The organism is Serratia sp. Res13-Sevr-LER1-36-b (assembly GCF_015673035.1).
GTDB classification, from domain to species: Bacteria; Pseudomonadota; Gammaproteobacteria; order Enterobacterales; family Enterobacteriaceae; genus Chania; species Chania fonticola_C.
Genome location: NZ_JADACK010000017.1, coordinates 207,853 through 230,952 on the forward strand (window position 1 = coordinate 207,853; position 23,100 = coordinate 230,952).

The 23,100-nt window shown below is 52.7% G+C and carries 23 protein-coding genes; 12 read left to right on the forward strand and 11 right to left on the reverse strand.

Annotated features, from left to right (window positions below):
* The first annotated feature begins 204 nt into the window (after positions 1-204).
* Positions 205-1,509 (forward strand): D-amino acid dehydrogenase, encoded by a 1,305-nt coding sequence (locus IMQ33_RS10965; RefSeq protein WP_196062449.1) that lies wholly within the window; start codon positions 205-207, stop codon positions 1,507-1,509.
* 23 nt (positions 1,510-1,532) lie between these two features.
* Positions 1,533-2,609 carry a catabolic alanine racemase DadX gene (gene dadX, locus IMQ33_RS10970; RefSeq protein WP_196062448.1) on the forward strand — a complete coding sequence of 359 codons (1,077 nt, stop codon included), beginning with the start codon at positions 1,533-1,535 and terminating at the stop codon, positions 2,607-2,609.
* 2 nt (positions 2,610-2,611) lie between these two features.
* Here dadX and IMQ33_RS10975 read toward each other — a convergent pair whose 3' ends face one another.
* From IMQ33_RS10975 to IMQ33_RS10985, 3 genes are all read right to left on the reverse strand, one after another.
* Positions 2,612-3,805 (reverse strand): multidrug effflux MFS transporter, encoded by a 1,194-nt coding sequence (locus IMQ33_RS10975; RefSeq protein ID WP_065685664.1) that lies wholly within the window; start codon positions 3,803-3,805, stop codon positions 2,612-2,614.
* A gap of 122 nt (positions 3,806-3,927) precedes the next feature.
* A complete protein-coding gene (locus IMQ33_RS10980; RefSeq protein ID WP_065685665.1) occupies positions 3,928-4,488 on the reverse strand; it encodes a 3'-5' exonuclease in 561 nt (186 codons plus the stop codon).
* Between the two features lie 295 nt (positions 4,489-4,783).
* A complete protein-coding gene (locus IMQ33_RS10985) occupies positions 4,784-5,266 on the reverse strand; it encodes a hypothetical protein (RefSeq protein WP_065685666.1) in 483 nt (160 codons plus the stop codon).
* Positions 5,267-5,590: 324 nt separating this feature from the next.
* On the opposite strand from IMQ33_RS10985, the gene IMQ33_RS10990 reads away from it, so the two are divergent.
* A complete protein-coding gene (locus IMQ33_RS10990; protein WP_161711650.1) occupies positions 5,591-7,708 on the forward strand; it encodes a TonB-dependent siderophore receptor in 2,118 nt (705 codons plus the stop codon).
* 45 nt (positions 7,709-7,753) lie between these two features.
* Here the strand turns inward: IMQ33_RS10990 and IMQ33_RS10995 are convergent, their stop codons facing one another.
* Positions 7,754-7,930, reverse strand: coding sequence for a GhoT/OrtT family toxin (locus IMQ33_RS10995; protein WP_074423378.1), 177 nt, complete (start codon positions 7,928-7,930; stop codon positions 7,754-7,756).
* Between the two features lie 359 nt (positions 7,931-8,289).
* Here IMQ33_RS10995 and cspA point away from each other — a divergent pair, with 359 nt between their 5' ends.
* The 6 genes from cspA to IMQ33_RS11025 all read left to right on the forward strand — a co-directional run bounded on the left by cspA (position 8,290) and on the right by IMQ33_RS11025 (position 11,889).
* Positions 8,290-8,502: an RNA chaperone/antiterminator CspA gene (gene cspA / locus IMQ33_RS11000; RefSeq protein WP_024485401.1), complete on the forward strand. Its 213-nt coding sequence runs from the start codon at positions 8,290-8,292 to the stop codon at positions 8,500-8,502.
* Positions 8,503-8,914: 412 nt separating this feature from the next.
* Positions 8,915-9,475, forward strand: coding sequence for a fasciclin domain-containing protein (locus IMQ33_RS11005; protein WP_021181194.1), 561 nt, complete (start codon positions 8,915-8,917; stop codon positions 9,473-9,475).
* Positions 9,476-9,535: 60 nt separating this feature from the next.
* Positions 9,536-10,090 carry a sigma-70 family RNA polymerase sigma factor gene (locus tag IMQ33_RS11010; protein WP_024528767.1) on the forward strand — a complete coding sequence of 185 codons (555 nt, stop codon included), beginning with the start codon at positions 9,536-9,538 and terminating at the stop codon, positions 10,088-10,090.
* On the forward strand, positions 10,087-10,749 hold the full coding sequence (locus IMQ33_RS11015) for an anti-sigma factor domain-containing protein (protein ID WP_196062447.1): 663 nt from the start codon (positions 10,087-10,089) through the stop codon (positions 10,747-10,749). Before IMQ33_RS11010 ends, IMQ33_RS11015 begins: the two co-directional genes overlap by 4 nt.
* Positions 10,750-10,846: 97 nt before the next feature.
* Positions 10,847-11,098, forward strand: coding sequence for a hypothetical protein (locus tag IMQ33_RS11020; protein WP_065685670.1), 252 nt, complete (start codon positions 10,847-10,849; stop codon positions 11,096-11,098).
* A gap of 356 nt (positions 11,099-11,454) precedes the next feature.
* Complete coding sequence (locus IMQ33_RS11025; RefSeq protein WP_196062446.1) at positions 11,455-11,889, forward strand: DUF2570 family protein; 435 nt, start codon at positions 11,455-11,457, stop codon at positions 11,887-11,889.
* 227 nt (positions 11,890-12,116) lie between these two features.
* Here the strand turns inward: IMQ33_RS11025 and IMQ33_RS11030 are convergent, their stop codons facing one another.
* Together IMQ33_RS11030 and yeaG are read right to left on the reverse strand one after the other, a co-directional pair.
* Positions 12,117-13,385 carry a YeaH/YhbH family protein gene (locus IMQ33_RS11030; RefSeq protein ID WP_024485395.1) on the reverse strand — a complete coding sequence of 423 codons (1,269 nt, stop codon included), beginning with the start codon at positions 13,383-13,385 and terminating at the stop codon, positions 12,117-12,119.
* Positions 13,386-13,488: 103 nt separating this feature from the next.
* Positions 13,489-15,423: a protein kinase YeaG gene (gene yeaG / locus IMQ33_RS11035; protein WP_021806619.1), complete on the reverse strand. Its 1,935-nt coding sequence runs from the start codon at positions 15,421-15,423 to the stop codon at positions 13,489-13,491.
* A gap of 493 nt (positions 15,424-15,916) precedes the next feature.
* Between yeaG and IMQ33_RS11040 the strand changes: the two genes are divergently transcribed.
* Positions 15,917-16,621 (forward strand): MipA/OmpV family protein, encoded by a 705-nt coding sequence (locus tag IMQ33_RS11040; protein ID WP_065685848.1) that lies wholly within the window; start codon positions 15,917-15,919, stop codon positions 16,619-16,621.
* A gap of 123 nt (positions 16,622-16,744) precedes the next feature.
* Here the strand turns inward: IMQ33_RS11040 and IMQ33_RS11045 are convergent, their stop codons facing one another.
* Both IMQ33_RS11045 and gapA read right to left on the reverse strand, forming a co-directional pair.
* Positions 16,745-17,620, reverse strand: coding sequence for a D-hexose-6-phosphate mutarotase (locus IMQ33_RS11045; RefSeq protein WP_196062445.1), 876 nt, complete (start codon positions 17,618-17,620; stop codon positions 16,745-16,747).
* An 83-nt stretch (positions 17,621-17,703) separates the two neighbouring features.
* A complete protein-coding gene (gene gapA, locus IMQ33_RS11050) occupies positions 17,704-18,699 on the reverse strand; it encodes a glyceraldehyde-3-phosphate dehydrogenase (RefSeq protein ID WP_021181204.1) in 996 nt (331 codons plus the stop codon).
* Between the two features lie 347 nt (positions 18,700-19,046).
* Here gapA and msrB point away from each other — a divergent pair, with 347 nt between their 5' ends.
* Positions 19,047-19,460: a peptide-methionine (R)-S-oxide reductase MsrB gene (gene msrB / locus IMQ33_RS11055; protein WP_021181205.1), complete on the forward strand. Its 414-nt coding sequence runs from the start codon at positions 19,047-19,049 to the stop codon at positions 19,458-19,460.
* Positions 19,461-19,524: 64 nt separating this feature from the next.
* Complete coding sequence (locus tag IMQ33_RS11060) at positions 19,525-19,797, forward strand: YeaC family protein (RefSeq protein ID WP_021181206.1); 273 nt, start codon at positions 19,525-19,527, stop codon at positions 19,795-19,797.
* 41 nt (positions 19,798-19,838) lie between these two features.
* Here IMQ33_RS11060 and IMQ33_RS11065 read toward each other — a convergent pair whose 3' ends face one another.
* The 3 genes from IMQ33_RS11065 to ansA form a co-directional block, all read right to left on the reverse strand.
* Entirely contained in the window at positions 19,839-21,119 is a 1,281-nt protein-coding gene (locus IMQ33_RS11065) for a glycoside hydrolase family 18 protein (RefSeq protein ID WP_196062444.1), read from the reverse strand.
* 241 nt (positions 21,120-21,360) lie between these two features.
* Entirely contained in the window at positions 21,361-21,993 is a 633-nt protein-coding gene (gene pncA, locus IMQ33_RS11070; protein ID WP_024528776.1) for a bifunctional nicotinamidase/pyrazinamidase, read from the reverse strand.
* A gap of 17 nt (positions 21,994-22,010) precedes the next feature.
* Positions 22,011-23,027, reverse strand: coding sequence for an asparaginase (ansA, locus tag IMQ33_RS11075; RefSeq protein ID WP_024528777.1), 1,017 nt, complete (start codon positions 23,025-23,027; stop codon positions 22,011-22,013).
* Positions 23,028-23,100 lie beyond the last annotated feature (73 nt).

Genomic DNA, 23,100 nt, shown 5'->3' on the forward strand with positions numbered 1-23,100 from the left:
AGCCTGTTTTATCGGCAAAATGCGCTTTAACAGTATCTTATCGTTATTTTTTATCCGCTATTGCCAAAGCCGGGCGCATCAACGATAAAATAATTGTGAATATTGTCACGATTAATAAACGATTTGTTGAGTAGTTTTTTCCACTGAGTTAATTTCCTGTTATTGGTAGATTGTGCTTTATCGATCCTTGAGCTGGAGTCAGCGATGAGAGTGGTTATTTTAGGTAGCGGAGTGGTAGGGGTTGCCAGTGCCTGGTATTTGGCAAAAGCGGGCCATGAGGTGACGGTGATCGATCGTCAACCCGGGCCAGCCTTGGAAACCAGTGCGGCCAATGCCGGGCAAATATCTCCAGGTTACGCCGCACCTTGGGCAGCACCTGGGGTACCGTTGAAGGCGATCAAATGGATGTTCCAACGTCACGCGCCGTTGGCAGTCCGCCTCGATGGCAGCAGTTTCCAACTGCGTTGGATGTGGCAGATGCTGAAAAACTGCGATACCGCCCACTATATGACCAACAAAGGCCGTATGGTGCGTCTGGCGGAATACAGCCGCGACTGCATTAAAGCTCTGCGGCAGGAAACCGGGATTCAGTATGAAGGCCGTCAAGGCGGTACGCTGCAGCTGTTCCGCACCCAGCAGCAGTTTGACAGCGCTGCCAAGGACATTGCCGTGCTGGAGGACGCCGGAGTGCCTTACAAACTGCTGGAGGCCAGCCAGTTGGCGACGGTTGAACCGGCGTTGTCGCAGGTTGCTCACAAGCTTACTGGCGGCTTACAACTCCCGAATGATGAAACCGGGGACTGCCAACTGTTCACCCAGCAGTTGGCCAAGCTGGCTCAGCAGGCCGGAGTCAACTTCCTGTTTAACCGCAACGTTGAACGCTTGCTGGTGGAAGGAGATAAGATTACCGGCGTGCAGTGTGATGGTGAAATCATGACTGCCGATAGCTATGTTGTGGCGTTCGGCGCCTATTCTACCGCGCTACTGCGCGATCTGGTGTCCATTCCGGTTTATCCGTTGAAAGGTTACTCATTAACCATCCCGATCGCCAATGAAGCGGCCGCGCCATTCTCTACCGTGCTGGACGAAACCTATAAAATTGCCATTACTCGCTTCGATAAGCGCATCCGTGTGGGCGGTATGGCGGAAATTGTTGGCTTCAATACCCAGTTGGAGCAGAAGCGGCGTGAAACGCTGGAAATGGTAGTACGCGATCTGTATCCGAACGGTGGGCGGGTTGAGGAGGCCACATTCTGGACGGGGCTGCGCCCGATGACGCCAGATGGCACGCCGATCGTGGGGCGCACCCCACTGAAAAATCTCTATTTAAATACCGGTCATGGCACCTTGGGTTGGACGATGGCCTGCGGCTCCGGGCAGTTGCTTGCCGACTTGATCTCTGGGATCACCCCGGCCATTGCTTCAGACGATCTGGCGGTGGCGCGTTACCGCGCAGACTTTCGGCAGGGACCTGTTGTTCCCTTGAATGACGTGCACCCGGCACGCTGAACCCCAATCTGATAGGAGAGCCCATGCCTCGCCCGATTACCGCTACGCTGCATTTGGCCGCGTTGACCAATAACCTGCAGGTAGTTCGTCGTTTTGCTCCTTCGGCTAAAATCTGGGCCGTTGTTAAGGCCAATGCTTATGGCCACGGTTTGCAGCATGTCTGGCGCAGCCTGGGCGAGAATAGCGATGGTTTTGCCTTGCTCGATCTGGCCGAGGCAGTGTTACTACGCGAATCTGGCTGGCAGGGGCCGATTCTGCTGCTGGAGGGTTTTTTTCAGCCCGCAGACCTGATGCTGATCGATCGTTACCGGTTAACCACGGCGGTGAACAGCGACTGGCAACTACAGGCGATTGCCGAAGCGCGTTTACAGGCCCCTTTGGATGTTTATCTCAAGTTGAACAGTGGTATGAACCGCCTAGGGTTTGCCCCGGAGCAGCTGCACAGCGCTTGGTTAACCGCAAAGGAGTTGCGTAATATTGGTTCGATAACGCTAATGAGCCACTTCGCCACCGCCGACGGTGCTGAAGGCGTAACGGAGCAGATGGCGGTGATTGAACGCGCTACTGCTGCGATTGATCTGCCTCGTTGTCTGGCCAACTCGGCGGCCACCTTGTGGCACCCACAGACGCGGGGGGAATGGGTGAGGCCGGGGGTTATACTTTATGGCGCATCACCCAGCGGCAACTGGCAGGACATCGCTGCTACCGGTTTGCAACCGGCGATGACGCTGAACAGCAAGATCATTGGTATCCAACAGCTGCAAGCAGGAGACCGGGTAGGGTATGGCTGGCGTTATGCCGCTGGTGGGGCGCAGCGTATCGGCGTCGTGGCCTGTGGTTATGCGGACGGCTATCCTCGCCATGCGCCCACCGGCACTCCGGTCTGGGTGGACGGTGTTCTGACACATACAGTAGGTTCGGTTTCCATGGATATGATGACGGTGGATCTGACACCGTGCCCGCAGGCAACCATTGGTACTGACGTCGAACTGTGGGGGAGGCATCTTCACGTTGATGATGTGGCTGCCGCAGCCGGAACCTTGGGTTACGAGCTGCTGACAGCCTTGGCGGCACGAGTGCCTATTGTTGTTGAAGAATAGACTCAGCCGATTTTTTTCAACTGCCCTTTGATTTGCTTGCTGCGCTGCCGTGCGTGTAGCGCCAGCAGGCAACCTACCAACATCACTAACGCCAGCGACAGTTTGGGCTGCAGTGGTAACGCCATGGCGATCAGGCCCAATGCGGCACCTCCGGCCATCTGAATAAAGCCTACCAGTGCTGAAGCCACACCTGCTTCGTTAGAGTAAGGCTCTAACGCATAGCTGGTTGACGGCCCCATGACAAAAGCCAATCCGGCGCAGGCGCAGGCCACGGGCAGGATATAAGCCAACCAATGGCTTTGTGCAGCTTCACCCAGCAGTGCCACGCCCAACACTAAAGCAAGACAGCCTAACCCCATCAGTATGCCGCCGGTCGCCAGGCAGAAAGGGCGGCCAATCTTGTGAATGATGCGGTTGGCGACAAAGCTGACCAGCATGATCCAGAAACCGTTGGCCCCAAATACCAAAGAGAACTGCAGCGGTGATAGCCCGGCGGTGCCCATCAGCACGTTAGGTGCCAATGAGACATAGGTCAGCGCCATCCCCATTGCCCCTGCATTGACCACCGCAAAGGAAATAAACCGGCGATCGCCAAGAATGCGCAGATACTGTCGTACCGGGAGCCCTTTGACAGCTACGGTAGTCGCGGGGCGGGTTTCCGGCAGGAAGAAGATGACCAGCAATAACACCACTGCGGCATAACCCACCAGGAACCAGAATGGTGCGCGCCAGCCGAAGGCTTCTGCCAGCAAGCCACCGAGCAGCGGGGCCAGTGCAGGAATGATATTCAGCGTGCCGTTGAGGAAACCGAAAGCGCGTGCGGCGTCATCGCCATTCATCCGATCGCGCACGCCACTGAATGCGACAACGGCGGTACAGCAAACGGCCACGCCTTGCATCAGGCGCGAAGCGACAAAAATTTCTGCCGTTGTCGCCAGCGCAGCCATTACTGCGCCCGCCATATAAATCAGGATCCCGGCGATGGCCACCGGTTTACGACCGTAATTATCCACCAGCGGACCGGCGATCACCTGGCCAAGACCCAACACCAGAATAAACAGCGAAATGGTGGATTGGATCAAGGCTTCGCTGCTGTTAAGGCCCAGGGCAATGGCAGGAATGGTGGGCAGATAGAGATCGATTCCCAGAGGGCCGAGCAACACCAAGCTTAGCAGGAGAAAGAGAAATTTTTGCATAACAAAAATGGCACATCCGAATGACAAAGAGGACTAGAGTAGAGATCCCAACCGCAAATGGGAAGCGATAACGTATTGATGACAGACAGGAAACCGTTTGCGCTTGATTTTCCCTGGCGCGATCATTTTGCCGCGGGCTGGCGGTAATAAAGTGCTGAAATGGTATCCGCAACGTAGCGTGCCTGGTGTTTGGCATCATCCAGCGCCCGGTGTGGTGTGCCTTCAAACGGACGCTGTTTCTTGGGATTGAAACCATGCAACTCTGCCAGCGTAATGATAGTACGGGCATCTTGGGTATCCCAGAACTTCCAGGGGCAAGGCATTGCCAACTGGTGGTAGGCATGTTCCAGGATCGAACAGTCAAACTCTTTGCCATTACCCCAGACTTTCACCGTGTCGGTGCTGTGCATATGAATAAAACGGCTCAGGTTGGTCAAGACCCGCTTGAGACTTTCGCTGCCTCCGAAAGCCTGTTTACGAGCTTCGTCTGACTGTTTTGCCCACCAGGCTACGGTATCCAGACTGATTGTCCGGCCCGGTTGTTCCTGCTGGCTGTTCACTGCCGCTTCAAATTCTGCCCCTAATTCACCGGTCTTGGGGTTAAAAAACACGCCGGCAACCACCAGGATCACCGCGCTCGGGGTAATATCCAGCGTTTCAATATCTAGCATCAAATGGTTCATGGGGTCTCCAGGCTGAACAAGCTCGTGATGGTACTGCATACAGTCTGGCAGAATATCCAGTTACTTTGAAATAGGCGAAAACGGTCTGTTCACGGTATGATGACTTTAGTCATGTTGCAGAGTTGGTAGCTAGCGTTGAGAACACTTATTTTTATTCTATGTATGATCGGCTATCTGCTGGTATTAGGCTATTTTGGCGTTTACGTTACCGATAAAATCTGCGAAAACGCGCAAAACTTAAGTAAAATCTGCCGCATGGTAGATATCTCTGAACCTCACATCCCGGAGTCACCTGTCACCCCAGATAGTCGCGGGTGAGTAATAGCGTCAATATCGCCGCTAGCCCGACTAACACTGCCCATTGGCGCCAACCAAAGCGAGCCAACCATTCCTGTTGTACTTTGTTAGCGTTGAATTGCCTGACAGACAGAGTACCAGCCAGCAGCAGTGTCATGACGACCCAAACCAGGCTCAGGCTGGTGGCAGAAAAGTCAGTGTGCAAAATATTGGCGTAATACAGGCGCATGGTCATAAAGTAGATCAGCAATACCCAACTGAAGCCTCTTCGTTTCTTCAGGATCTGGCTGAGCAGAAAAGCGATAAACAGGCTATGAGCCATGGAGATTAACGGTGATTCAAAGGGGTGGCGAACGCAAGTGTTGTATACCGCCAGATAGAGATTAAAGACCAGTAACGCATACACCGTATAAACATACCAGCCATAGACCACTTTCAATCTTCTGGAGGGGGCTGAGATGGGATTTGCTGTTTGAGTCATGCACTCTCCTTGAGTTATCCAGATTTATAGCATTTAACAGCTAAATGAAAACTAAACGCCTCAGCAGCATAACCTGCTAAGAAAAATGTTTTATCCATGATGACGTACCGTTCATAAGCCAATGAACCCGCCTGAAACCCCCTTCACCAGAGTGCATTTTGCTACTTGTATTCATTAATAGTAAAGATAATAATTATCATTGTTATTAGTATTTCATGTCTAACAACATCAGAGCACCGTGACCTCTGTACGCCAAACTGGCCAGCGTTGCCAGCACGGTACGTTTTCGGTGCAATTTCAATAGATCCCATGGGGAATACAGGTATGCCTGCGTTTTTTCCTGCCAGTCGTTCTTATCTTTACTGCTCGTTAGCGATTTTCCTGCCATTGACCTCTTTAGCTGAAGATACCCTCGTGGTAACGGCCAAACCCGCCGATACGGCGGAAACGGCGACGCATGGCTATGAGGCCAGCACCAGCCAGGGGGCCACTAAAACAGATCGGCCTCTGGTACTCACTGCACAATCTGTCTCCGTAGTAACACGCCAACAGATGAGCGACCAAGGGGCTTTGACGGTTAACGATGCGCTGAAATATACCCCAGGCGTTTTTACTAACTTTTCTGGTGGCGCGACGCGTTACGATACTATCGCTCTGCGCGGTTTTCACGGTGGCGACGTCAATAACACCTTCCTGAACGGCCTACGCCTGCTTAGCGACGGCGGCAGTTATAACGCTTTGCAGATCGACCCTTGGTTCCTGGAACGCATCGACGTGATTAAGGGCCCATCGTCCGTGATGTATGGGCAAAGTATCCCTGGCGGATTGGTGGCGATGACCAGCAAACGGCCGCAGTTTGCCAGTGAAAATCACGTCAATGTGATGGCCGGAAACAACAATACCAAAGGCGGTGCGTTTGATTCGACTGGGGCATTGAACGATCAGTGGGCATACCGTTTGACCGGCATTACCCGCACCAGCGACACCATGTATGACCATCAGCGTGAAGAGCGCTATGCGATTTCGCCTTCGTTGCTGTGGCAACCGGATGAAAATACCTCTTTGCTGCTGCAGGCCAATCTGCAAAAAGACCCTTCCGGTGGCTACCACAGCGCGGTGCCGTCAGACGGCAGTATTTATACCACCAGTGGGGACAAGCTTGGCCGGGGATTTTTTGACGGCGAAAGCAGCCGCAATGTGTTCAAACGTTGGCAGCAAATCTACAGTTATGACTTCTCACATAGTTTTAATGACGTCTGGTCATTCCGTCAAAATGCCAGCTATACCCACTCCAACGTGGAGCTGGAGCAGGTTTACCAGATTGGCTGGAACGCCGACCGCAGCGAATTAAACCGCTGGTACAGCGGCTCCAATACGTCATTGGATGCTTATGCCGTGGATAACCAACTGGCGGCGGAGTTCGCAACTGGCGCGTTGGAACATAAGGTGATGCTGGGGCTGGATTATCAGCGTTTTACCAATAACTTGTGGGAAGAGTCTGGTTCGGCCACGTCGTTGAACCCATTCACCGGCGTTTCCGGCGGGCCAGATATTACTATTCTCAGTCATACCGATTCCAAACGGCGTTATGAGCAGACTGGAGTCTATCTGCAGGATGAAGTCAGCCTCGACAACTGGTATCTCAATCTTTCCGGGCGCGTTGACCGTTTGGAAACCAAGAATACCGTGCTGAATACCGATTCTACCGATGCCCGTACTGACGACCACTTTACGGGGCGAGCCTCTTTGCTGTACCACTTTGACAGCGGTTTCTCGCCGTATATGAGTTACAGCTCCGCGGTGACGCCAGCGGTCCTTGCCGATAAAGAGGGGCATCTGCTCAAACCGACCACCAGCGAGCAATATGAGGCTGGGCTGAAGTATCAGCCTCCTGGCAGCAGCTCGATCTATAGCATTGCCCTCTATGACCTGACGCAGAATGACGTAGCTAACCGCGTGGTGAAGGACAGCTACTATGTGCCTGCCGGTAAGGTACATTCACAAGGGATTGAACTGGAGGCCCGTAGCCAGGTGAGCGAGCGCCTGAACGTCATTGCGGGTTACAGCTATAACCAAGTGAAATTCAAAGACGCCGTTGACGGTAACGATGGCAATACGCCATACCTGGCGCCTAATCAGATGGCCTCTTTATGGGGGCAGTACAAGGCGGGGCTAGGTATCAATCTGGGGGCTGGCGTACGTTATATTGGCAAACAGTGGGCGGATAATGAGAATACCTTGCGTATTCCTTCGGTCACGCTGCTGGATGCTTCCGTGCGCATGGATCTGGACAGCGTAAAACCGTCATTGAAAGGGGCTTATGTGCAGTTGAACGCCAATAACCTGACGGACCGGGAATATGTTGCTGGCTGCTATGGCACTGGCTACTGCTATTGGGGAGCGGGGCGTTCGGTAATCGCTACCGTGGGCTATGACTTTTAACGGCTAAACCATACTCATCCCGCTGAATGTTAGCGGGATGAGGCGCTAAAACAGCGAAAACAGCAGCACCACGGGCAGGCTGAGTGGCCAGGTCAGGCCGATGATCAGCGCGCTAAGCATACGGATGGGGAGGGTATCGCGGCTGACCAGAAAAGTGATAATCATCGAAACCAACAGGCCAATAAAATAAACGTATTGCGTGACTTCCCACAGCGATAACATGAAAACCATCCCGGTAATTTTTACCGCCCATTCTAGGCGGCTCCCCACAAGTAATCAATGTGTTAATGCGGTGTAAAAGGGTGGGAAGGGCGGCTTGTCGCACGGGTGAAAGAGCGCCTTATCGAAATTAATTATAAATAGCCCTTGCTAATAACTCTGGGTTATGAGTAAATAGCGTCATCGGTTTGAAGTACAGACCTTATGAAAGCAGTTTTAGTAAAGTAGTTCTCAGTATTAGCGATATCCGACAGATACCTCTTCTTCCGCGAATTTCCTTCTAGTGCCCCCATAAGTTTCCACTGAATTGCAGACCTCATTCGCCATTATGGCGGCCTAAAAAAACAATGAAGGAAGTATCTATGTCTAATAAAATGACTGGTTTAGTAAAATGGTTTGACGCTGGTAAAGGTTTTGGTTTCATTTCTCCTGCTGATGGCAGCAAAGACGTGTTCGTACACTTCTCTGCAATCCAGGGTAATGATTACAAGACGCTTGATGAAGGCCAGCAGGTTGAATTCAGCATCGAAAATGGCGCCAAAGGCCCATCAGCGGTTAACGTTACAGCAATGTAATGTGACTCGGTAGTGTGGTTGAGACTTGCAATAGCGATGATGGTTTAGGCCGGAGCAGACAAGCGATATTAACACTACCACATCAATCCCGGCCTGGTGCCGGGGTTGAATATATCCTCCTTGCCATGAGGGTAGACAGAAAAGCCAATTTCACCAAAGTTTGCTTTCCTGTTGTGAAAAGGCCGTGCTTAGGCCGTGCAATGCTGGAGTGTTCGATGGACGCTTGCGCCGCATCATGACAGCCGGGAAAGCGACCGGCACTACTTTTAACCCTGGCGTTTACGCCGGGGTTTTTTACATCCATTTTCCCCGCACGAAAAATATTTTCAGATTACTGCATCCAATATTCTCGTTCACTACGTATATGGCTATGTGAGGACATCTTCCCACATCACCCTTCGAGGATATGACCATGAAAAAGCTTCTCTGTACTGCCCTGTGCTCATCACTGTTGTTCAGTAGCGTCTCAATGGCTGCCATGATGTCCGATACGGTAATGGTGGGCGGTGCCGCCATGTACCCTAGCAAAAATATTGTCGAGAACGCCCTCAACTCCAAAGATCACACCACGTTGGTCGCTGCGGTGAAGGCTGCTGGTCTGGTTGATACTCTGCAAGGCGCCGGTCCGTTTACGGTGTTTGCTCCGACCAATGAAGCCTTTGCAAAACTGCCAGCCGGAACGGTCGACACCTTGCTCAAACCTGAGAACAAGGCGGCACTGACCGGAGTGCTGACCTACCATGTGGTTGCTGGCCGCTATGATATGAAACAGCTGGAGAAGAAAATCAAGGAAGGGCACGGCACAGCCGAGCTGAAAACGGTGAATGGCCAACCGCTGTGGATTATGAATAACGGCCCACACAATATTCAGCTCAAAGATGGTCAAGGTCATATTGCCAACATCAGCACCTATGATGTTTATCAGAAAAATGGCGTGATCAACGTTATCGATAGCGTTCTGTTGCCAAAATAAATCCCGTCTATACTAGGTGCAGGCTGCCAAAAGGCTGCCCGCACCTTGATAGGACAGGACATGACCAAAGCACTTCCCGAACAGCATGTCGAATTGATGCAGGCCGTTGCGCTTGGCGACCGCAACGCGTTTGAACAACTCTATCGGCAGACCTCGCCCCGATTGTTTGCCGTTGCTCTGCGTTTACTGCGTCGCCAGTCCTGGGCCGAAGAGGTGCTACACGAAAGCTTTATCAGCGTATGGAATCGCGCTGCCAGCTATGACCCCAATCTCAGCTCCCCGTTGACCTGGCTGACGCACATTGTGCGCAACAAGGCTATTGATTGGCTACGCGGTGCCGGTGGTCGGGCGGGGCAAACGGAAGAGGAGTGGCTGGATGACCTGGGGGCGAGCACGGAAGAACCTGTCAGTCAGTTGCTGCTGGGTGAGGAGGCTGGAAAACTGGCCGAGTGCCTGAACCATCTGAACGTTGAACAACGGCAGAGCATTGTGTTGGCTTACTACCAAGGCATGTCTCATGGTGAGGTTTCGGCACATCTGCAACAACCGCTTGGCACGATCAAAAGCTGGATCCGCCGGGCGTTGGATCATTTGAAAAACTGTGTGGGCCTATGAAAAGCAAAGGTGAGTATGACTCGGCTTTAGCAGCGGAATATGCCTTAGGCACGTTGCGCGGGCCCGCGCGGTTGTACTTTGAACGGCGTATCCAGCGGGAACCGACGCTAGCTGCCTTGGTGGCACGTTGGCAAACACTGCTGGCTCCGTTGGATCTGGCGCTGACCCCAGTGTTGCCACCGGAACGCGTGTGGAAAAAGATCCAGCTTGGTTTGCCCATTGGGGCAGTACCGCGACGTAAACGCTGGGACTATCTTGGTTGGGCGCTGGCAGCCGGTTTGGCCGCGTTGTTGCTGGTGCCGCGCTTTATCACACTGCCGCCGGATTTTGCTCCGGCAGTGGTGCTCAATGCAGGTCAGCAGGGCACTGGGCAATGGATTGTCAGCATGGACAGTGGCAAACGCCATCTGAGACTGACCCCGCTTAACCCGCAAACGCTAGCCGTAGCCAATAGCCTGCAACTGTGGGCGATCCTGCCTGGTGAAAAGCCGCGTTCCTTAGGGTTGGTTGCCGCAGAGAAGCCGACCGAGCTGGCAGTGAACTCGATGACGCTGGCGCAGGGCATGACCATTGCCATCAGCCTGGAGCCAGCGGGGGGCTCACCTACAGGGCTTCCTACCGGTCCGGTACTGTACAGCGGCCAGTTAACTTCACTGTGATCTGATTGATATTCTTGCCGATGATTTTTCACTGACGGCGACGATAATCCTATTTACGACCATACTAAAGTTATCAACGTTCGTTACAGGTGACTTTATGATATGGATCGAGCAAGGGTTGTACTTGAGAGTGGTGCAGATGGAAAATGCACCCAAGCCTTATCCGTTGGATAGCGGCTTCACGCCGAATACGGCGTATCGTGCTCTGGGGATGTACAATCCTTCGGAAACCGCCGATGCTTATTTCATCCTCTCGAACGACCGGGATGAGATCTGGTTTATCTGCAACCGCCATCTTAGGACGGTCGGCCTGTTCCCTGATATCCACGATTTTAGATATCTGTTGTGACTTGGCATCATCCTCGCAAACACCTACCCATTGAGTGAAACGCCACATCAACCAGCAATAAGTTGGGTTATCCAATGCAAAAATCTCGCTTCGGTGGGATTTTTTCATTGCTAATGCTCACTATCGGCAGAGAGCGAGTTGTGGCATGGCTGGTACAACCCCTTCGAATATCCCCAATCCTTCTTCGTTGAGATACTGTTCATACAAACAGGTGTTTTGGATCCGTCAGGGGTATCTCAAATGCAGACAAATATACAAAGTGCTGGCAGTCGCTCTCTTTACTGGCAATTTGCCAAGGATCACGAACGGGGGGACTTGGGGAGTCGTCAGCCTGCCGAGTGCGAGGTATTTCTATCATGAGCCTGGCAGGGTTAATCCAGTTTTCCAAAGGCCATTGGCAGCTACTGATGATCTTAGGTTTCGCAGCCCTGTTGTTTGGCATGAGTCAGCGTATTGATGCGTTGAATGCCGACATAGGCCAGTATCAAAAAGATAACAAGGCGTTGGGCTCCGCATTAATCGGCAGGGATGAAACCATCAATGCGCTGAAAGGTGCTGCGGATGCCGATCGTCGTGCGACCGAACAACAGCTCAAGATTGAACAGCAAAAGAGAGTAAAAGCCGATGCTGAAAATAGAACGTTACGTAAAGCGCTGGAGGATAACGACTGCGGTCATCAGCGGTTGCCTGCTGATGCTCTCGATATCCTGCGCGGAACAGCCAAAACCGGTGCCGCCAGCTCCGCAGTTGATCTACGTGTATCCACCAGCGGTATTGCTACAGAAGTGTGAGAAGACACCGTTTACCGGGGAGACTTTCGGGGATGCCGTGATGGCCTTACAGGTGAGCCAGAGTGAGCTTGATATCTGTGCCTCACGTATCGAAGCATTGATCAAATGGCAGTGCTGCTGAATTTATAGCGGTTGAGCATGTTAGAACTTGGCGGAAGGGTGAGGATGCGCGCCCCTGGGAGCTAAAACGGCCAGCTAACTCTCGTTGCTGGCCGTTTTCTATTAGATCACGCGGTCTGCTTGTGGAACAGTTCCCTGAACACTGGATAGATATCATCCGGCTCGCGGATATGCTGCATGGCAAAGTTTTCAAACGTCGCCTGCAGATGCTCATATTCACGCCACAGCGTCTGGTGAGCACGGCGGGTAATTTCGATATAGCTGTAGTAACGCACCATCGGCAGAATGTTTTTTGACAACAGTTCATGGCACAGTGGTGAATCATCAGCCCAGTTATCCCCGTCCGAAGCCTGAGCGGCATAGATATTCCACTGTGCAGGATCGTAACGCTCCTCGACCACTTCGTTCATCAGCTTCAGGGCGCTGGAAACGATGGTGCCGCCGGTTTCCTGTGAGTAGAAGAACTCCTGCTCATCCACTTCTTTCGCCTGGGTATGGTGACGAATATAGACCACCTCAACGTTCTTATAGGTTCGGCTGAGGAACAGATACAGCAGAATATAAAAGCGTTTGGCCATGTCTTTGGTTGCCTGATCCATTGAGCCAGAAACGTCCATCAGGCAGAACATGACCGCCTGGCTTGAGGGTTCAGGCCGACGCTCGTAGTTCTTGTAGCGCAGGTCGAAGGTGTCGATAAACGGCACGCTGTCGATTTTCTTGCGCAACTCGGCAATCTCCTTACGCATGCGCTCTTCTTCCAGCAGTTGCACCGGTTCGGTGTTTTCCAACTGGGCAAGGCTGTCTTCAAGCTCATGCAGAGCACGTCGTTTACCGGCGGTCATGGCGGTTCGTCGCGCCAGCGAGTTTTGCAGCGAACGCACCACGCTGATATTGGCCGGTACGCCGTTGGCGGTGTAGCCAGCACGGTGGGTTTTGTATTCGGTCAGCTGTTTGTACTGATTTTTCTTCAGGTTAGGCAGCGCCAGATCCTCGAACAACAGGTCGAGATACTCATCTTTAGAGATCTGGAAGACAAATTCATCCTGGCCATCCCCATCCTGGCTGGCATTGCCCTGGCCGCCGCCACCTCCACCGCCGCCTTGTGGGCGTTCAACGCGGTCATTTTGTACGAAGTGATCGTTACCTGGATGAACGCGATGGCGTTTACCGCCGCGCCCTTGATGGAACATTGGCTCGTTGATGTCGCCACCGGGGATCGAAACCGATTCCCCGCTGTCCACGTCGGTGACCGAACGCTTGTTGATGGCTTCGGCAATCGACTGTTTGATTTGCGACTTATAGCGACGCAAGAAGCGCTGGCGGTTCACCATGCTCTTGTTTTTGCCATTCAGCCGTCGGTCAATGAAATACGCCATACATCCCCCAAACAACGTTGCCAACTTTCTCTACCTTGGGGATTTCAGGCGACAACCCGAAATCCCCAAGTATAGGCTATCTATGACGTCAGCGGTCGTCGGTTTATGAAGATTTTCTCACCCGCAGATACCATTCGCACAGTAGACGAACCTGCTTGCGGGTGTAACCTTTCTCCATCATCCGGTCAACGAAGTCATCGTGTTTTTTCTGCTCATCCGTTGAGGTTTTAGCATTAAAGGAAATGACTGGCAGCAGCTCTTCGGTGTTCGAGAACATTTTCTTCTCGATGACCGTACGCAGCTTCTCGTAACTGGTCCAGTTCGGGTTCCGGCCGCTGTTATTGGCACGGGCACGCAGGACAAAGTTGACGATTTCGTTGCGGAAATCTTTCGGGTTGCTGATACCCGCTGGCTTCTCGATTTTCTCCAGTTCAGCATTCAATGACTCACGGTCAAACAGCTGGCCGGTATCCGGATCACGGTACTCCTGATCCTGGATCCAGAAGTCTGCATAGGTCACGTAGCGGTCAAAAATATTCTGGCCGTATTCCGAGTAGGATTCCAGATAGGCGGTCTGGATCTCTTTGCCGATAAACTCGGCGTATTTCGGGATCAGGTAGCCTTTCAGGTGCTCCAGGTATTTCTCCGCCAGATCCTGCGGGAACTGCTCACGCTCGATCTGCTGTTCCAGTATATAGAATAGGTGTACCGGGTTAGCCGCGACTTCGGCATGGTCAAAGTTGAACACCCGAGACAGAATTTTGAAGGCGAAACGGGTCGAAAGGCCGTTCATACCTTCATCCACCCCGGCATAGTCACGATATTCCTGATACGACTTGGCCTTCGGATCGGTGTCTTTCAGGCTTTCACCATCGTAGACACGCATCTTCGAATAGATGCTGGAGTTGTCTGGCTCTTTCATACGCGACAGTACGGTAAAGCGAGCCAGCGTCTCCAACGTGCCAGGGGCGCAAGGCGCGTGGGTCAGTTCGCTGTTATCCAGCAGTTTGTCGTAGATTTTAATCTCTTCCGACACCCGCAGGCAGTAAGGCACCTTGACGATGTAAACACGGTCGAGGAAGGCCTCGTTATTTTTGTTGTTGCGGAAGGTCACCCATTCCGATTCGTTAGAGTGCGCCAGGATAATACCGCTGAACGGCAGGGCAGAGATCCCCTCGGTACCGTTGTAGTTACCCTCCTGGGTGGCGGTCAACAGAGGATGTAGCACCTTGATCGGCGCTTTGAACATCTCTACGAACTCCATGATCCCTTGGTTGGCACGGCACAGTGCGCCGGAGTAGCCATAGGCATCCGGATCGTTCTGCGCATGGTTTTCCAACTTACGGATATCCACTTTACCGACCAACGCAGAAATATCCTGGTTGTTCTCGTCGCCTGGTTCGGTTTTGGCGATGGCAATTTGTTCAAGTATTGAAGGACGAACCTTCACCACTTTGAATTTGGTGATGTCACCGCCGAACTCATGCAGGCGTTTCGCGGCCCACGGCGACATAATGGTGCCAAGATAGCGCGTCGGGATGTTGTATTCTTTTTCCAGAATAGTGGCATCTTCCTGCGGGTTGAACAGGCACAGCGGATGGTCATTGACCGGGCTGCGCTCGCCGTTGGCACTCAGGGTGTAGATCGGCACACGCTGCATCAAGGCTTTCAGCCGTTCTGCCAGCGAGGATTTACCGCCACCCACCGGGCCCAACAGATAAAGAATTTGTTTCTTCTCTTCGAGGCCCTGGGCAGCGTGTTTCAGGTAAGAAACTATCTGTTCGATAGCTTCTTCCATGCCGTAGAACTCCTCGAATGCCGGATAGCGTGCGATCACGCGGTTGGAGAACAGGCGAGACATACGCGACTCAAGCGCGGTATCGACCATGACTGGTTCACCGATAGCCATGAGTAGACGTTCTGCCGCATTGGCATAGGCACTGCGATCTTGCCGGCAGATGGAAAGAAATTCCTGCAGTGTGAACTCTTCGTCCTTGGCAGCTTCGTAGCGCTGGCGATAGTGGTCAAATATGTTCATGGCGATGCCCGTCCTTTCGTTATTAGCACAGGTTAAAAAAGGAGCTGGTGTTGGTATTCTGGCTCCCGAAAGCGTGAAGCTATGACTGAGTACAGCAACCCGTATGCCAACTTGGTGCGCTTATTCTCGCGAGTTGCGCTGTATTGCCACTGGGCTCAGCCTAAATTCACCTTCTGATTTTAAGCTTAGTTGCATACTGGAAAATTTCCTGCAAGAGAAAGGGTCTTTTTTAAGTCATTTCAATGACTCAGTTATGGCGAGGGGCGGCAAATGCCTTGTCTGGCGCGGGTTGCGGCAAAAAACGTCATCTTTTTGCCATCAATAATTCATCTTTGGGTTCTAATTTATTCGATCTTGGTTGTTTTCTATTGTAAAGATCCGGCAGGCTCCTCGGTTTTCACATAAACTATAGCGGTTAATTACATCTTGTTATCTATGGAAAAAGCCAGTGAAGATATCTAAACTCAAAACGCTAGCAATTATCGCTTCCGCAATGGTTTGTGCGCACAGTGCTCAGGCAGGAAGCTGGTCACTCGGTGCTTCAGCGCTGGTCAGCCCCGATCCTTATCGTGGTTATCAGGATCGTGTCTATCCCGTTCCTATCATCAATTACGATGGCGATGATTTTTATTTCCATACGCTGTTGGCCGGTTACAACCTGTGGAAAGATCAGCAAAATCAGCTGAGCCTGATCGCCTATTACTCACCGTTGCACTATAAGCCAGGCGACAGTGACGACGACCGCATGAAGCAGTTGGACAAGCGCCGTAGCACCATGATGGCCGGTGTGGCCTTTACACATAGGGCTGAGTGGGGAACGATCCGTACGGCCTTCTCTGGCGATACGCTGAACAACAGTAACGGCCTGGTGGGCGATATTGCCTATCTCTATAAGTTCCAGGTGGACTCCTGGAGCTTTGCTCCTGGCATCGGGGTCAACTGGAACAGCTCAAACCAGAACCAATACTACTATGGCATCAATGGCGATGAGTCCCGCCGTAGTACCTTCGATACTTACAAGCCAAGCGATAGCTGGTCGCCATACCTCGAATTGAGCACCAACTATAATATCAACGCTAACTGGAATGCCTTCTTCACGGGGCGTTATACACGCCTGGACAGCGAAGTTAAAGACAGCCCAATGGTTGATAAATCTTATACCGGCATGCTGTGGACGGGTGTGACTTACACCTTCTAAACGTACGGTGCATTATCTTGGTGCAGTGAGTGCATCGAAAAGGGGCGGAAACGCTCCTTTTGCACATCTGTGGTGCGGTGGATAATGACGAGAAGAGGGGCGAAATGACTCGCCCCAGTTTGATCAGCTATTTTTAATGCTGCGGATTTTCATCGCCAAGCGGGCAGGTTGCTCCCCAGAAGCGATCAGCGGCTTGCTCACGCGCCCGGTTTCCACACAAACCATGGTTTTGTAACCGTCGTTTGGCATGTCGCCCATGCTGCAGGAAAGCTCGACGCCTGGGTTCCAGGCGATCACATCACTCATATAGTGATGATTGACCTCGATGGTCCGTTGCAATACCGGGTCCTTGATCAGGCTGCAAGGCGTGGCCTGGGTGTAGACGCGATCGGTTTGCCCGGTAAACTCCAGTTCGCCAACCTGACGTGCCTCGATCCCCTTCGCCACCTTATCGATATAATGCTCGCCCAAACCGGTAACTTTCACCTTGTCGATGTCGCCGATCTGGAAATAGCTGTGCAGAGCGGCGGTAGCCTGGTAGTCACCGTGTGATTCCAGCTCCATTTCGCACTCTTCACCCAGCTTGAAACGGGCGATCAGGGTGAAAGCATGTGGCCACAATTTGCGGGTTTGTTCGTTGTCTTGCAGCGTGAAGGTCAGGATCACGCCGTTTTCATCTTCATCGTGCGCGGTAAGCTGCCACGGCTGATTACGGGCAAAGCCGTGGGATGGGCTACCTGCCGGGCCAAACCATGGCCAGCAGATCGGTACGCCGCCGCGGATCGCCACGCCGTTTTTGAATGGCGTATTGCTGCTCAGCCAAAATACCGGTTTATCACCGCTTGGTTGCCAGGCCAGCAGATGGGCCCCTTGCAGAGTAATGGCCGCACGGACTTTCGGGTGAGAAACCACCACCACAGGCAGTTCGTCCAGTTGGCGTTGGCTGATAAAAGGGGTGATTTGTTCGCTAACGGGTAGGGTGAAGATTTTTTCGTTCATGTTGTTGCCTTCTTTTCGCCGCAAAAACAAATAAAAAGGGCGACACTAGTGTCGCCCTTGATAATCAACTGCGCATCAAGCCATTACTTGGAGATGTGAGCGATCAGGTCCAGTACTTTGTTTGAGTAGCCAGTTTCGTTATCGTACCAAGAAACCAGTTTCACAAAGGTGTCGCTCAGCGCGATACCGGCTTTAGCATCGAACACAGAAGTCAGTTTCTCGCCGTTGAAATCGGTAGAAACCACTTCGTCTTCGGTGTAGCCCAGCACGCCTTTCAGCTCGCCTTCTGAAGCGGCTTTGATAGCAGCACAGATTTCTTTGTAAGAAGCTGGTTTTGCCAGACGGGCAGTCAGGTCAACCACAGACACGTTCGGAGTAGGAACGCGGAACGCCATACCGGTCAGTTTGCCGTTCAGTTCTGGGATAACTTTACCTACTGCTTTAGCAGCACCGGTAGAAGAAGGGATGATGTTCTGGGATGCGCCGCGGCCGCCGCGCCAGTCTTTGTGAGACGGGCCATCAACGGTTTTCTGAGTTGCGGTGGTGGCATGCACAGTGGTCATCAGAGCTTCAACGATGCCGAACTTGTCGTTGATTACTTTAGCCAGTGGTGCCAGGCAGTTGGTGGTACAAGAAGCGTTGGAAACGATTTCTTGGCCAGCGTAAGACTTGTGGTTCACGCCCATAACGAACATTGGGGTGTCATCTTTAGATGGGCCAGTCAGAACAACTTTCTTAGCACCTGCAGCGATGTGTTTACGTGCAGTTTCGTCAGTCAGGAACAGGCCAGTTGCTTCAGCAACGACGTCAACGTTGACTTCGTTCCACTTCAGGTTAGCCGGATCTCTTTCTGAGGTACAACGGATGGTTTTGCCGTTAACAACCAGGTGGCCGTCTTTAACTTCTACAGTACCGTCGAAACGGCCATGAGTAGAGTCATACTTCAGCATGTAAGCCATGTACTCTGCGTCTAACAGGTCGTTGATTGCAACGATTTCGATGTCAGAACGTTCCTGAGCAGCACGGAAAACAATGCGACCGATACGGCCAAAACCGTTGATACCTACTTTGATAGTCATATATTCCACCAGCTATTTGTTAGTGAATAAAAGGTTGGTTGTAAAATTACAAAAACCTTACCGAGCGTCAAGCGGAATCGTGTCAATTCTTGCTGCAAGTCAAACCAGAAGGCCGGTTTTGCACACAAATCGCACATTCCATTCACGTTTGTCCTCCCATCGATATGGGGGCAAACCGCCAAGTATAAAGTCAGCACGTGCAAGATATGTGATCGAAGTCACATATGGCGGCAGCGTAACCTTTATGCCGTACAGTTTAGGCTAAAAAGGCCTGCAGCGTTGTTAATTTTTTGTTATTATTACTCATTGTTTTCGTTGACATTATCCACATTGCGGGAATAGCACAAATGGCTAAAGAGACAACCCCTAAGACACCGCTCACGGAACTGAATGAAATCCAACGTTATGTGACGCAAGAGCGTGGCACCGAAGCCCCCTATAGCGGTAAATTACTGCATAACCAGCGTGAGGGCGTTTACCATTGCCTGTGCTGTAACGCGCCACTGTTCTTCTCCGCTAGCAAGTTTGATTCTGGCTGCGGCTGGCCCAGCTTCTATCAGCCGGTCTCGGACGATGCGATTCGTTATCTTGATGATAATTCACATAATATGCATCGAGTTGAGATCCGCTGTGGTAACTGCGACGCGCATTTGGGACACGTGTTTCCCGATGGTCCGCAGCCGACTGGCGAACGTTACTGTGTCAACTCCGCGTCACTGAATTTCACCGACGACGAGAATGGCGAGCAAACGGCAGGTTAAGCTGTAACTAAACCAACAAAATCGATTCAGCTAATTATTCATCACTGGGTGAGGACATGCTCTGATGGAAGTAAAAGATCTGATTGCGGCCATGACGCCGGAAATCTACCAGCGGCTGGTGCTGGCTGTGGAATTGGGCAAGTGGCCGGATGGTGTGGCATTGACGCCAGAGCAGAAAGAACACAGCCTGCAGGCGGTGATGCTGTGGCAGTCGATGAACAATGCGGACCCACAGCACATGAGCATTGGCACCGACGGGCAAATCGTGATGAAAAGCAAACAGGAGCTGAAGCAGCAGTTTATGGCCGAGCCGTTGGCCAAGCTGAAGCCGCAGTAACCTGTTGCTGATAGGGCGATGCTGTCATCGCCCTCAAGGTTTTATTGCTTCTGCGGGCTCAAGCCTAAGCTTTCCGCCAGTTGATGGGCCAAGCGGTTGTTATCGTCCGCGCCATACTCCCAGAACATCGCCCCTCCCAATCCTTTGCTCTTGATGTACTCGGCCTTGATGGCTACCGAGCGTGGGTTTTCATAGCTTATCGCGAACAGCGGCTTGCCTGCGGCTGACTTCATCATCAGATAGGGCACCTTGGCCTCGTTATCCCAATGCGCGGTGAAGCGCCGTTGTGGGTCTTTCAGCATCTTGTTCACGATATCGTTGTACTTGATGTAGCTGTCTTTATCCAAATCCACGCCCAGCGACTTGAAGACGTCTTTTTCACGTGTGGTGAAATAGGGCTGGGTGACGGGATGCTTGGCCGCATCTGCCACATCCCAATCAATACCTGGCTCGGTGGCGCGTTTAGGTACTCGGCCATAGAAACCGATCCCCAGATTGAGTTGAGCAGGCTTCAGCCCGGCGGCCAGATAGTTGTTAACCACAAAGTCGGCGCTGTACTTGTCGGCGGCGGCCACGGTTGGCCACTCCTTGGAGTCATAGAGATTGGAGTTGAAATACTGGGTACCGTACGCCATGTCGTAGGTCATCAGATTGATGTAGTCCAGATAGGGCGCGATAGTCTTAACGTCGACCCATTCCTGCGGACTTTTGACGTTGGCCCCTACGGCGATGGTCAGCAGTTTTTCTTGCCCCAGCGCCTGATGCAGTTCGCTCAGTAGGGCGGTGAAATTGGCTCGGTCGGCCGGTTGGCTTTCCACCAATCCCCAGGCACCGTTAACCGGGTATTCCCAATCCAGATCGATACCATCTAGCTGATACTTGGCAATCACCTCCTGCACCGAACGGATAAACACCGCCCGGCTTTCCGGTGTGGCTGCCGCGCCGGAGAACCCACGGGCTCCCCAGCCACCAACGGACAGCAAAACCTTCAACGCCGGGTTTTGTTGGCGCAATACGGGTAAGCGCTTTAAGTCTGCTTCGACTTTTGGGGAGAGATAGATTTGGTGCAGGTGGGAGGGATCTTTCAGTGCCGGGTTGGTTTCCTCTTTTTCAGCGTTATAAATCAGGCCAAAAGAGTAGTTGAGGTGGGTGATCTGGCTGACATCCAGCTGGTTGATATCACCGCCCGGCCCGGCGGTCACGTCGCCACCACCGTTAAAGTAGCCAACAGAAAGATAAGGTGCGGCGTGCGCGATGCCCGCGCCAGCAATACCGAGTTGTACCGCTACCAGCAAGGGCAGCAGTTTACGGGTTAAAGCCATGTTGTCTCCTTTGGTCAGCAAGGCCGACCTGAACCGCCTGGGGCGGTATCAATAAAGCCGGGCTCGGTAGGCCCCGGATGCGTATAACTTATTGATGCCAATGCATCAGCGGCCATAACAACAAAAGAGATGCGAGGGGACAAGGTGAGCGCGTAGAAGAATGGTGAGAATGTGAGCAGCGTCGAAAATAAAATGTTTGGCGGAGATATGGGGCGCTAAGGTCAAGCAGCCCCAAAAACCGTTAACGCTGAGTAAATTGTGACAGTGTAACTAATTGTGCGCCAGCCGACTGCATTTCGGCTAACGCCTGTTCGCTGTCGTCGGGACGCAAATTGACACCTCGGCAGCCATCGGTAATGACCTGAGTCTGATAACCCAAACGCAAGGCATCTAACACGCTGAACTTGACACAATAATCGGTGGCTAGCCCCATCACGGCGAGATGAGTGATGCCGCGCTCCTTCAGCCAGCCATCGAGTGCCGTTTGCGCCCGGAGCCCGTTATCAAAAAAAGCACTATAGCTATCGATATCCGGGTTCTCACCCTTACGGAATATCGCTGCGATGTGCTGCTTATCAAGCTGAGGGTGAAGCTCTGCGCCAGGGCTGCCCTGAACGCAGTGCACTGGCCACCAAATCTGGGGCAGCCCTTCAAGTTCCCCAAGCGTGCCAATCTGTGCGTTGGAGTTAATGGCGAAGCTGCGATGATCCATCGGGTGCCAGTCCTGGCTGGCGACCACCGTTTCGTTACGGGCCAGGCTGGCTGCGATAGCCTGATTGGCGACGGCAATGGTGGCATCACCTTCTGCCACGCCTAAAGCGCCGCCGGGGCAAAAGTCGTTTTGCAAATCAATCAGCAGCAGTGCTGTTTTCATCAGAATTCCTACTTCGGTTAGCCCGCAGCGCTTAATTCGCCACGCAGGTCTTGTTGCATCAGGCTGCGGATCTCTTCTGGGGTTAACGGCTGGCTCAACAGATAATGCAGCTTGGTCAGCGCGGCTTCCACCGTCATATCAAAACCGCTGATCACACCAGCATGGGCCAGGGCATTACCGGTCGCATAGCCCTCCATATTGACCCGGCCGGAGATACATTGTGTCAGGTTGACCACTACGATGCCACGCTCGGAGGCGTCACGCAATTCATCCACCAGTTCGGCCTTTTGCGGCGCGTTACCGACGCCGTAAGAGCGCAGGATCAGTGCTTTGACCGGCTGCAGCAGGAAGTTACGCACCACGGCACCGGAAATCCCCGGATAAATTGTCACCACGCCGATGGGCTGTGGCGTGATGTTATGCACGATCAATTCCCCATTGCACACTGGAGAGGCGATGCCGGTCTGGCGGCGTATGTGGATACCTGCTTCCAGTAAGGGCGGGAGATTAGGGGAGGCGAAGGCATCAAAGCCGTCGGCATGTGCCTTGGTCGTGCGGTTGCCACGAAACAGCTTGTTGTTGAAGAACAGGCTGACCTCGTTCACTGGATGATTGGCGGCCAGATAGAGGGCATTCAACAGATTGGTTTGGCCGTCGGAGCGCAATTCTGCCAGCGGGATTTGCGATCCGGTGACGATCACCGGCTTATCCAGGTTCTCCAGCATGAAGGATAGGGCTGAAGCGGTAAATGCCATGGTGTCGGTGCCGTGCAGAATAACAAAGCCGTCATAGCGGGTGTAATTCTGTTTGATGTCGTCGGCGATATGCTGCCAGTCTTCGGGGGTCATATCCGAAGAGTCGATCAACGGGGCATATTCATGAATGGTGAAATCCGGCATTTCTGGCCGATGGAACTCGGGCATCAGTGCCAACTGGCGCTGAAGGTGGCCGGAAACCGGGATGTAGCCCTGTTCGGAACGCTGCATACCGATAGTGCCGCCGGTATAGGCGACGTAAATGGATTTCTTTTGCATGGCTTTGATCTTGTGGCTGTCAGATAGGCTGAATTATAGGGAGATGGCAGGAGAAAAAAAGCCCGGCGGGTGC

Excerpts from the sequence above, each read along its gene's own strand:
- IMQ33_RS10965 (WP_196062449.1), top strand. The coding sequence starts at position 205 with ATGAGAGTGGTTATTTTAGGTAGCGGAGTGGTAGGGGTTGCCAGTGCC.
- dadX (WP_196062448.1), top strand. The coding sequence starts at position 1,533 with ATGCCTCGCCCGATTACCGCTACGCTGCATTTGGCCGCGTTGACCAAT.
- IMQ33_RS10975 (WP_065685664.1), bottom strand. The coding sequence starts at position 3,805 with ATGCAAAAATTTCTCTTTCTCCTGCTAAGCTTGGTGTTGCTCGGCCCT.
- IMQ33_RS10980 (WP_065685665.1), bottom strand. The coding sequence starts at position 4,488 with ATGAACCATTTGATGCTAGATATTGAAACGCTGGATATTACCCCGAGC.
- IMQ33_RS10985 (WP_065685666.1), bottom strand. The coding sequence starts at position 5,266 with ATGACTCAAACAGCAAATCCCATCTCAGCCCCCTCCAGAAGATTGAAA.
- IMQ33_RS10990 (WP_161711650.1), top strand. The coding sequence starts at position 5,591 with ATGCCTGCGTTTTTTCCTGCCAGTCGTTCTTATCTTTACTGCTCGTTA.
- IMQ33_RS10995 (WP_074423378.1), bottom strand. The coding sequence starts at position 7,930 with ATGTTATCGCTGTGGGAAGTCACGCAATACGTTTATTTTATTGGCCTG.
- cspA (WP_024485401.1), top strand. The coding sequence starts at position 8,290 with ATGTCTAATAAAATGACTGGTTTAGTAAAATGGTTTGACGCTGGTAAA.
- IMQ33_RS11005 (WP_021181194.1), top strand. The coding sequence starts at position 8,915 with ATGAAAAAGCTTCTCTGTACTGCCCTGTGCTCATCACTGTTGTTCAGT.
- IMQ33_RS11010 (WP_024528767.1), top strand. The coding sequence starts at position 9,536 with ATGACCAAAGCACTTCCCGAACAGCATGTCGAATTGATGCAGGCCGTT.
- IMQ33_RS11015 (WP_196062447.1), top strand. The coding sequence starts at position 10,087 with ATGAAAAGCAAAGGTGAGTATGACTCGGCTTTAGCAGCGGAATATGCC.
- IMQ33_RS11020 (WP_065685670.1), top strand. The coding sequence starts at position 10,847 with ATGATATGGATCGAGCAAGGGTTGTACTTGAGAGTGGTGCAGATGGAA.
- IMQ33_RS11025 (WP_196062446.1), top strand. The coding sequence starts at position 11,455 with ATGAGCCTGGCAGGGTTAATCCAGTTTTCCAAAGGCCATTGGCAGCTA.
- IMQ33_RS11030 (WP_024485395.1), bottom strand. The coding sequence starts at position 13,385 with ATGGCGTATTTCATTGACCGACGGCTGAATGGCAAAAACAAGAGCATG.
- yeaG (WP_021806619.1), bottom strand. The coding sequence starts at position 15,423 with ATGAACATATTTGACCACTATCGCCAGCGCTACGAAGCTGCCAAGGAC.
- IMQ33_RS11040 (WP_065685848.1), top strand. The coding sequence starts at position 15,917 with ATGGTTTGTGCGCACAGTGCTCAGGCAGGAAGCTGGTCACTCGGTGCT.
- IMQ33_RS11045 (WP_196062445.1), bottom strand. The coding sequence starts at position 17,620 with ATGAACGAAAAAATCTTCACCCTACCCGTTAGCGAACAAATCACCCCT.
- gapA (WP_021181204.1), bottom strand. The coding sequence starts at position 18,699 with ATGACTATCAAAGTAGGTATCAACGGTTTTGGCCGTATCGGTCGCATT.
- msrB (WP_021181205.1), top strand. The coding sequence starts at position 19,047 with ATGGCTAAAGAGACAACCCCTAAGACACCGCTCACGGAACTGAATGAA.
- IMQ33_RS11060 (WP_021181206.1), top strand. The coding sequence starts at position 19,525 with ATGGAAGTAAAAGATCTGATTGCGGCCATGACGCCGGAAATCTACCAG.
- IMQ33_RS11065 (WP_196062444.1), bottom strand. The coding sequence starts at position 21,119 with ATGGCTTTAACCCGTAAACTGCTGCCCTTGCTGGTAGCGGTACAACTC.
- pncA (WP_024528776.1), bottom strand. The coding sequence starts at position 21,993 with ATGAAAACAGCACTGCTGCTGATTGATTTGCAAAACGACTTTTGCCCC.
- ansA (WP_024528777.1), bottom strand. The coding sequence starts at position 23,027 with ATGCAAAAGAAATCCATTTACGTCGCCTATACCGGCGGCACTATCGGT.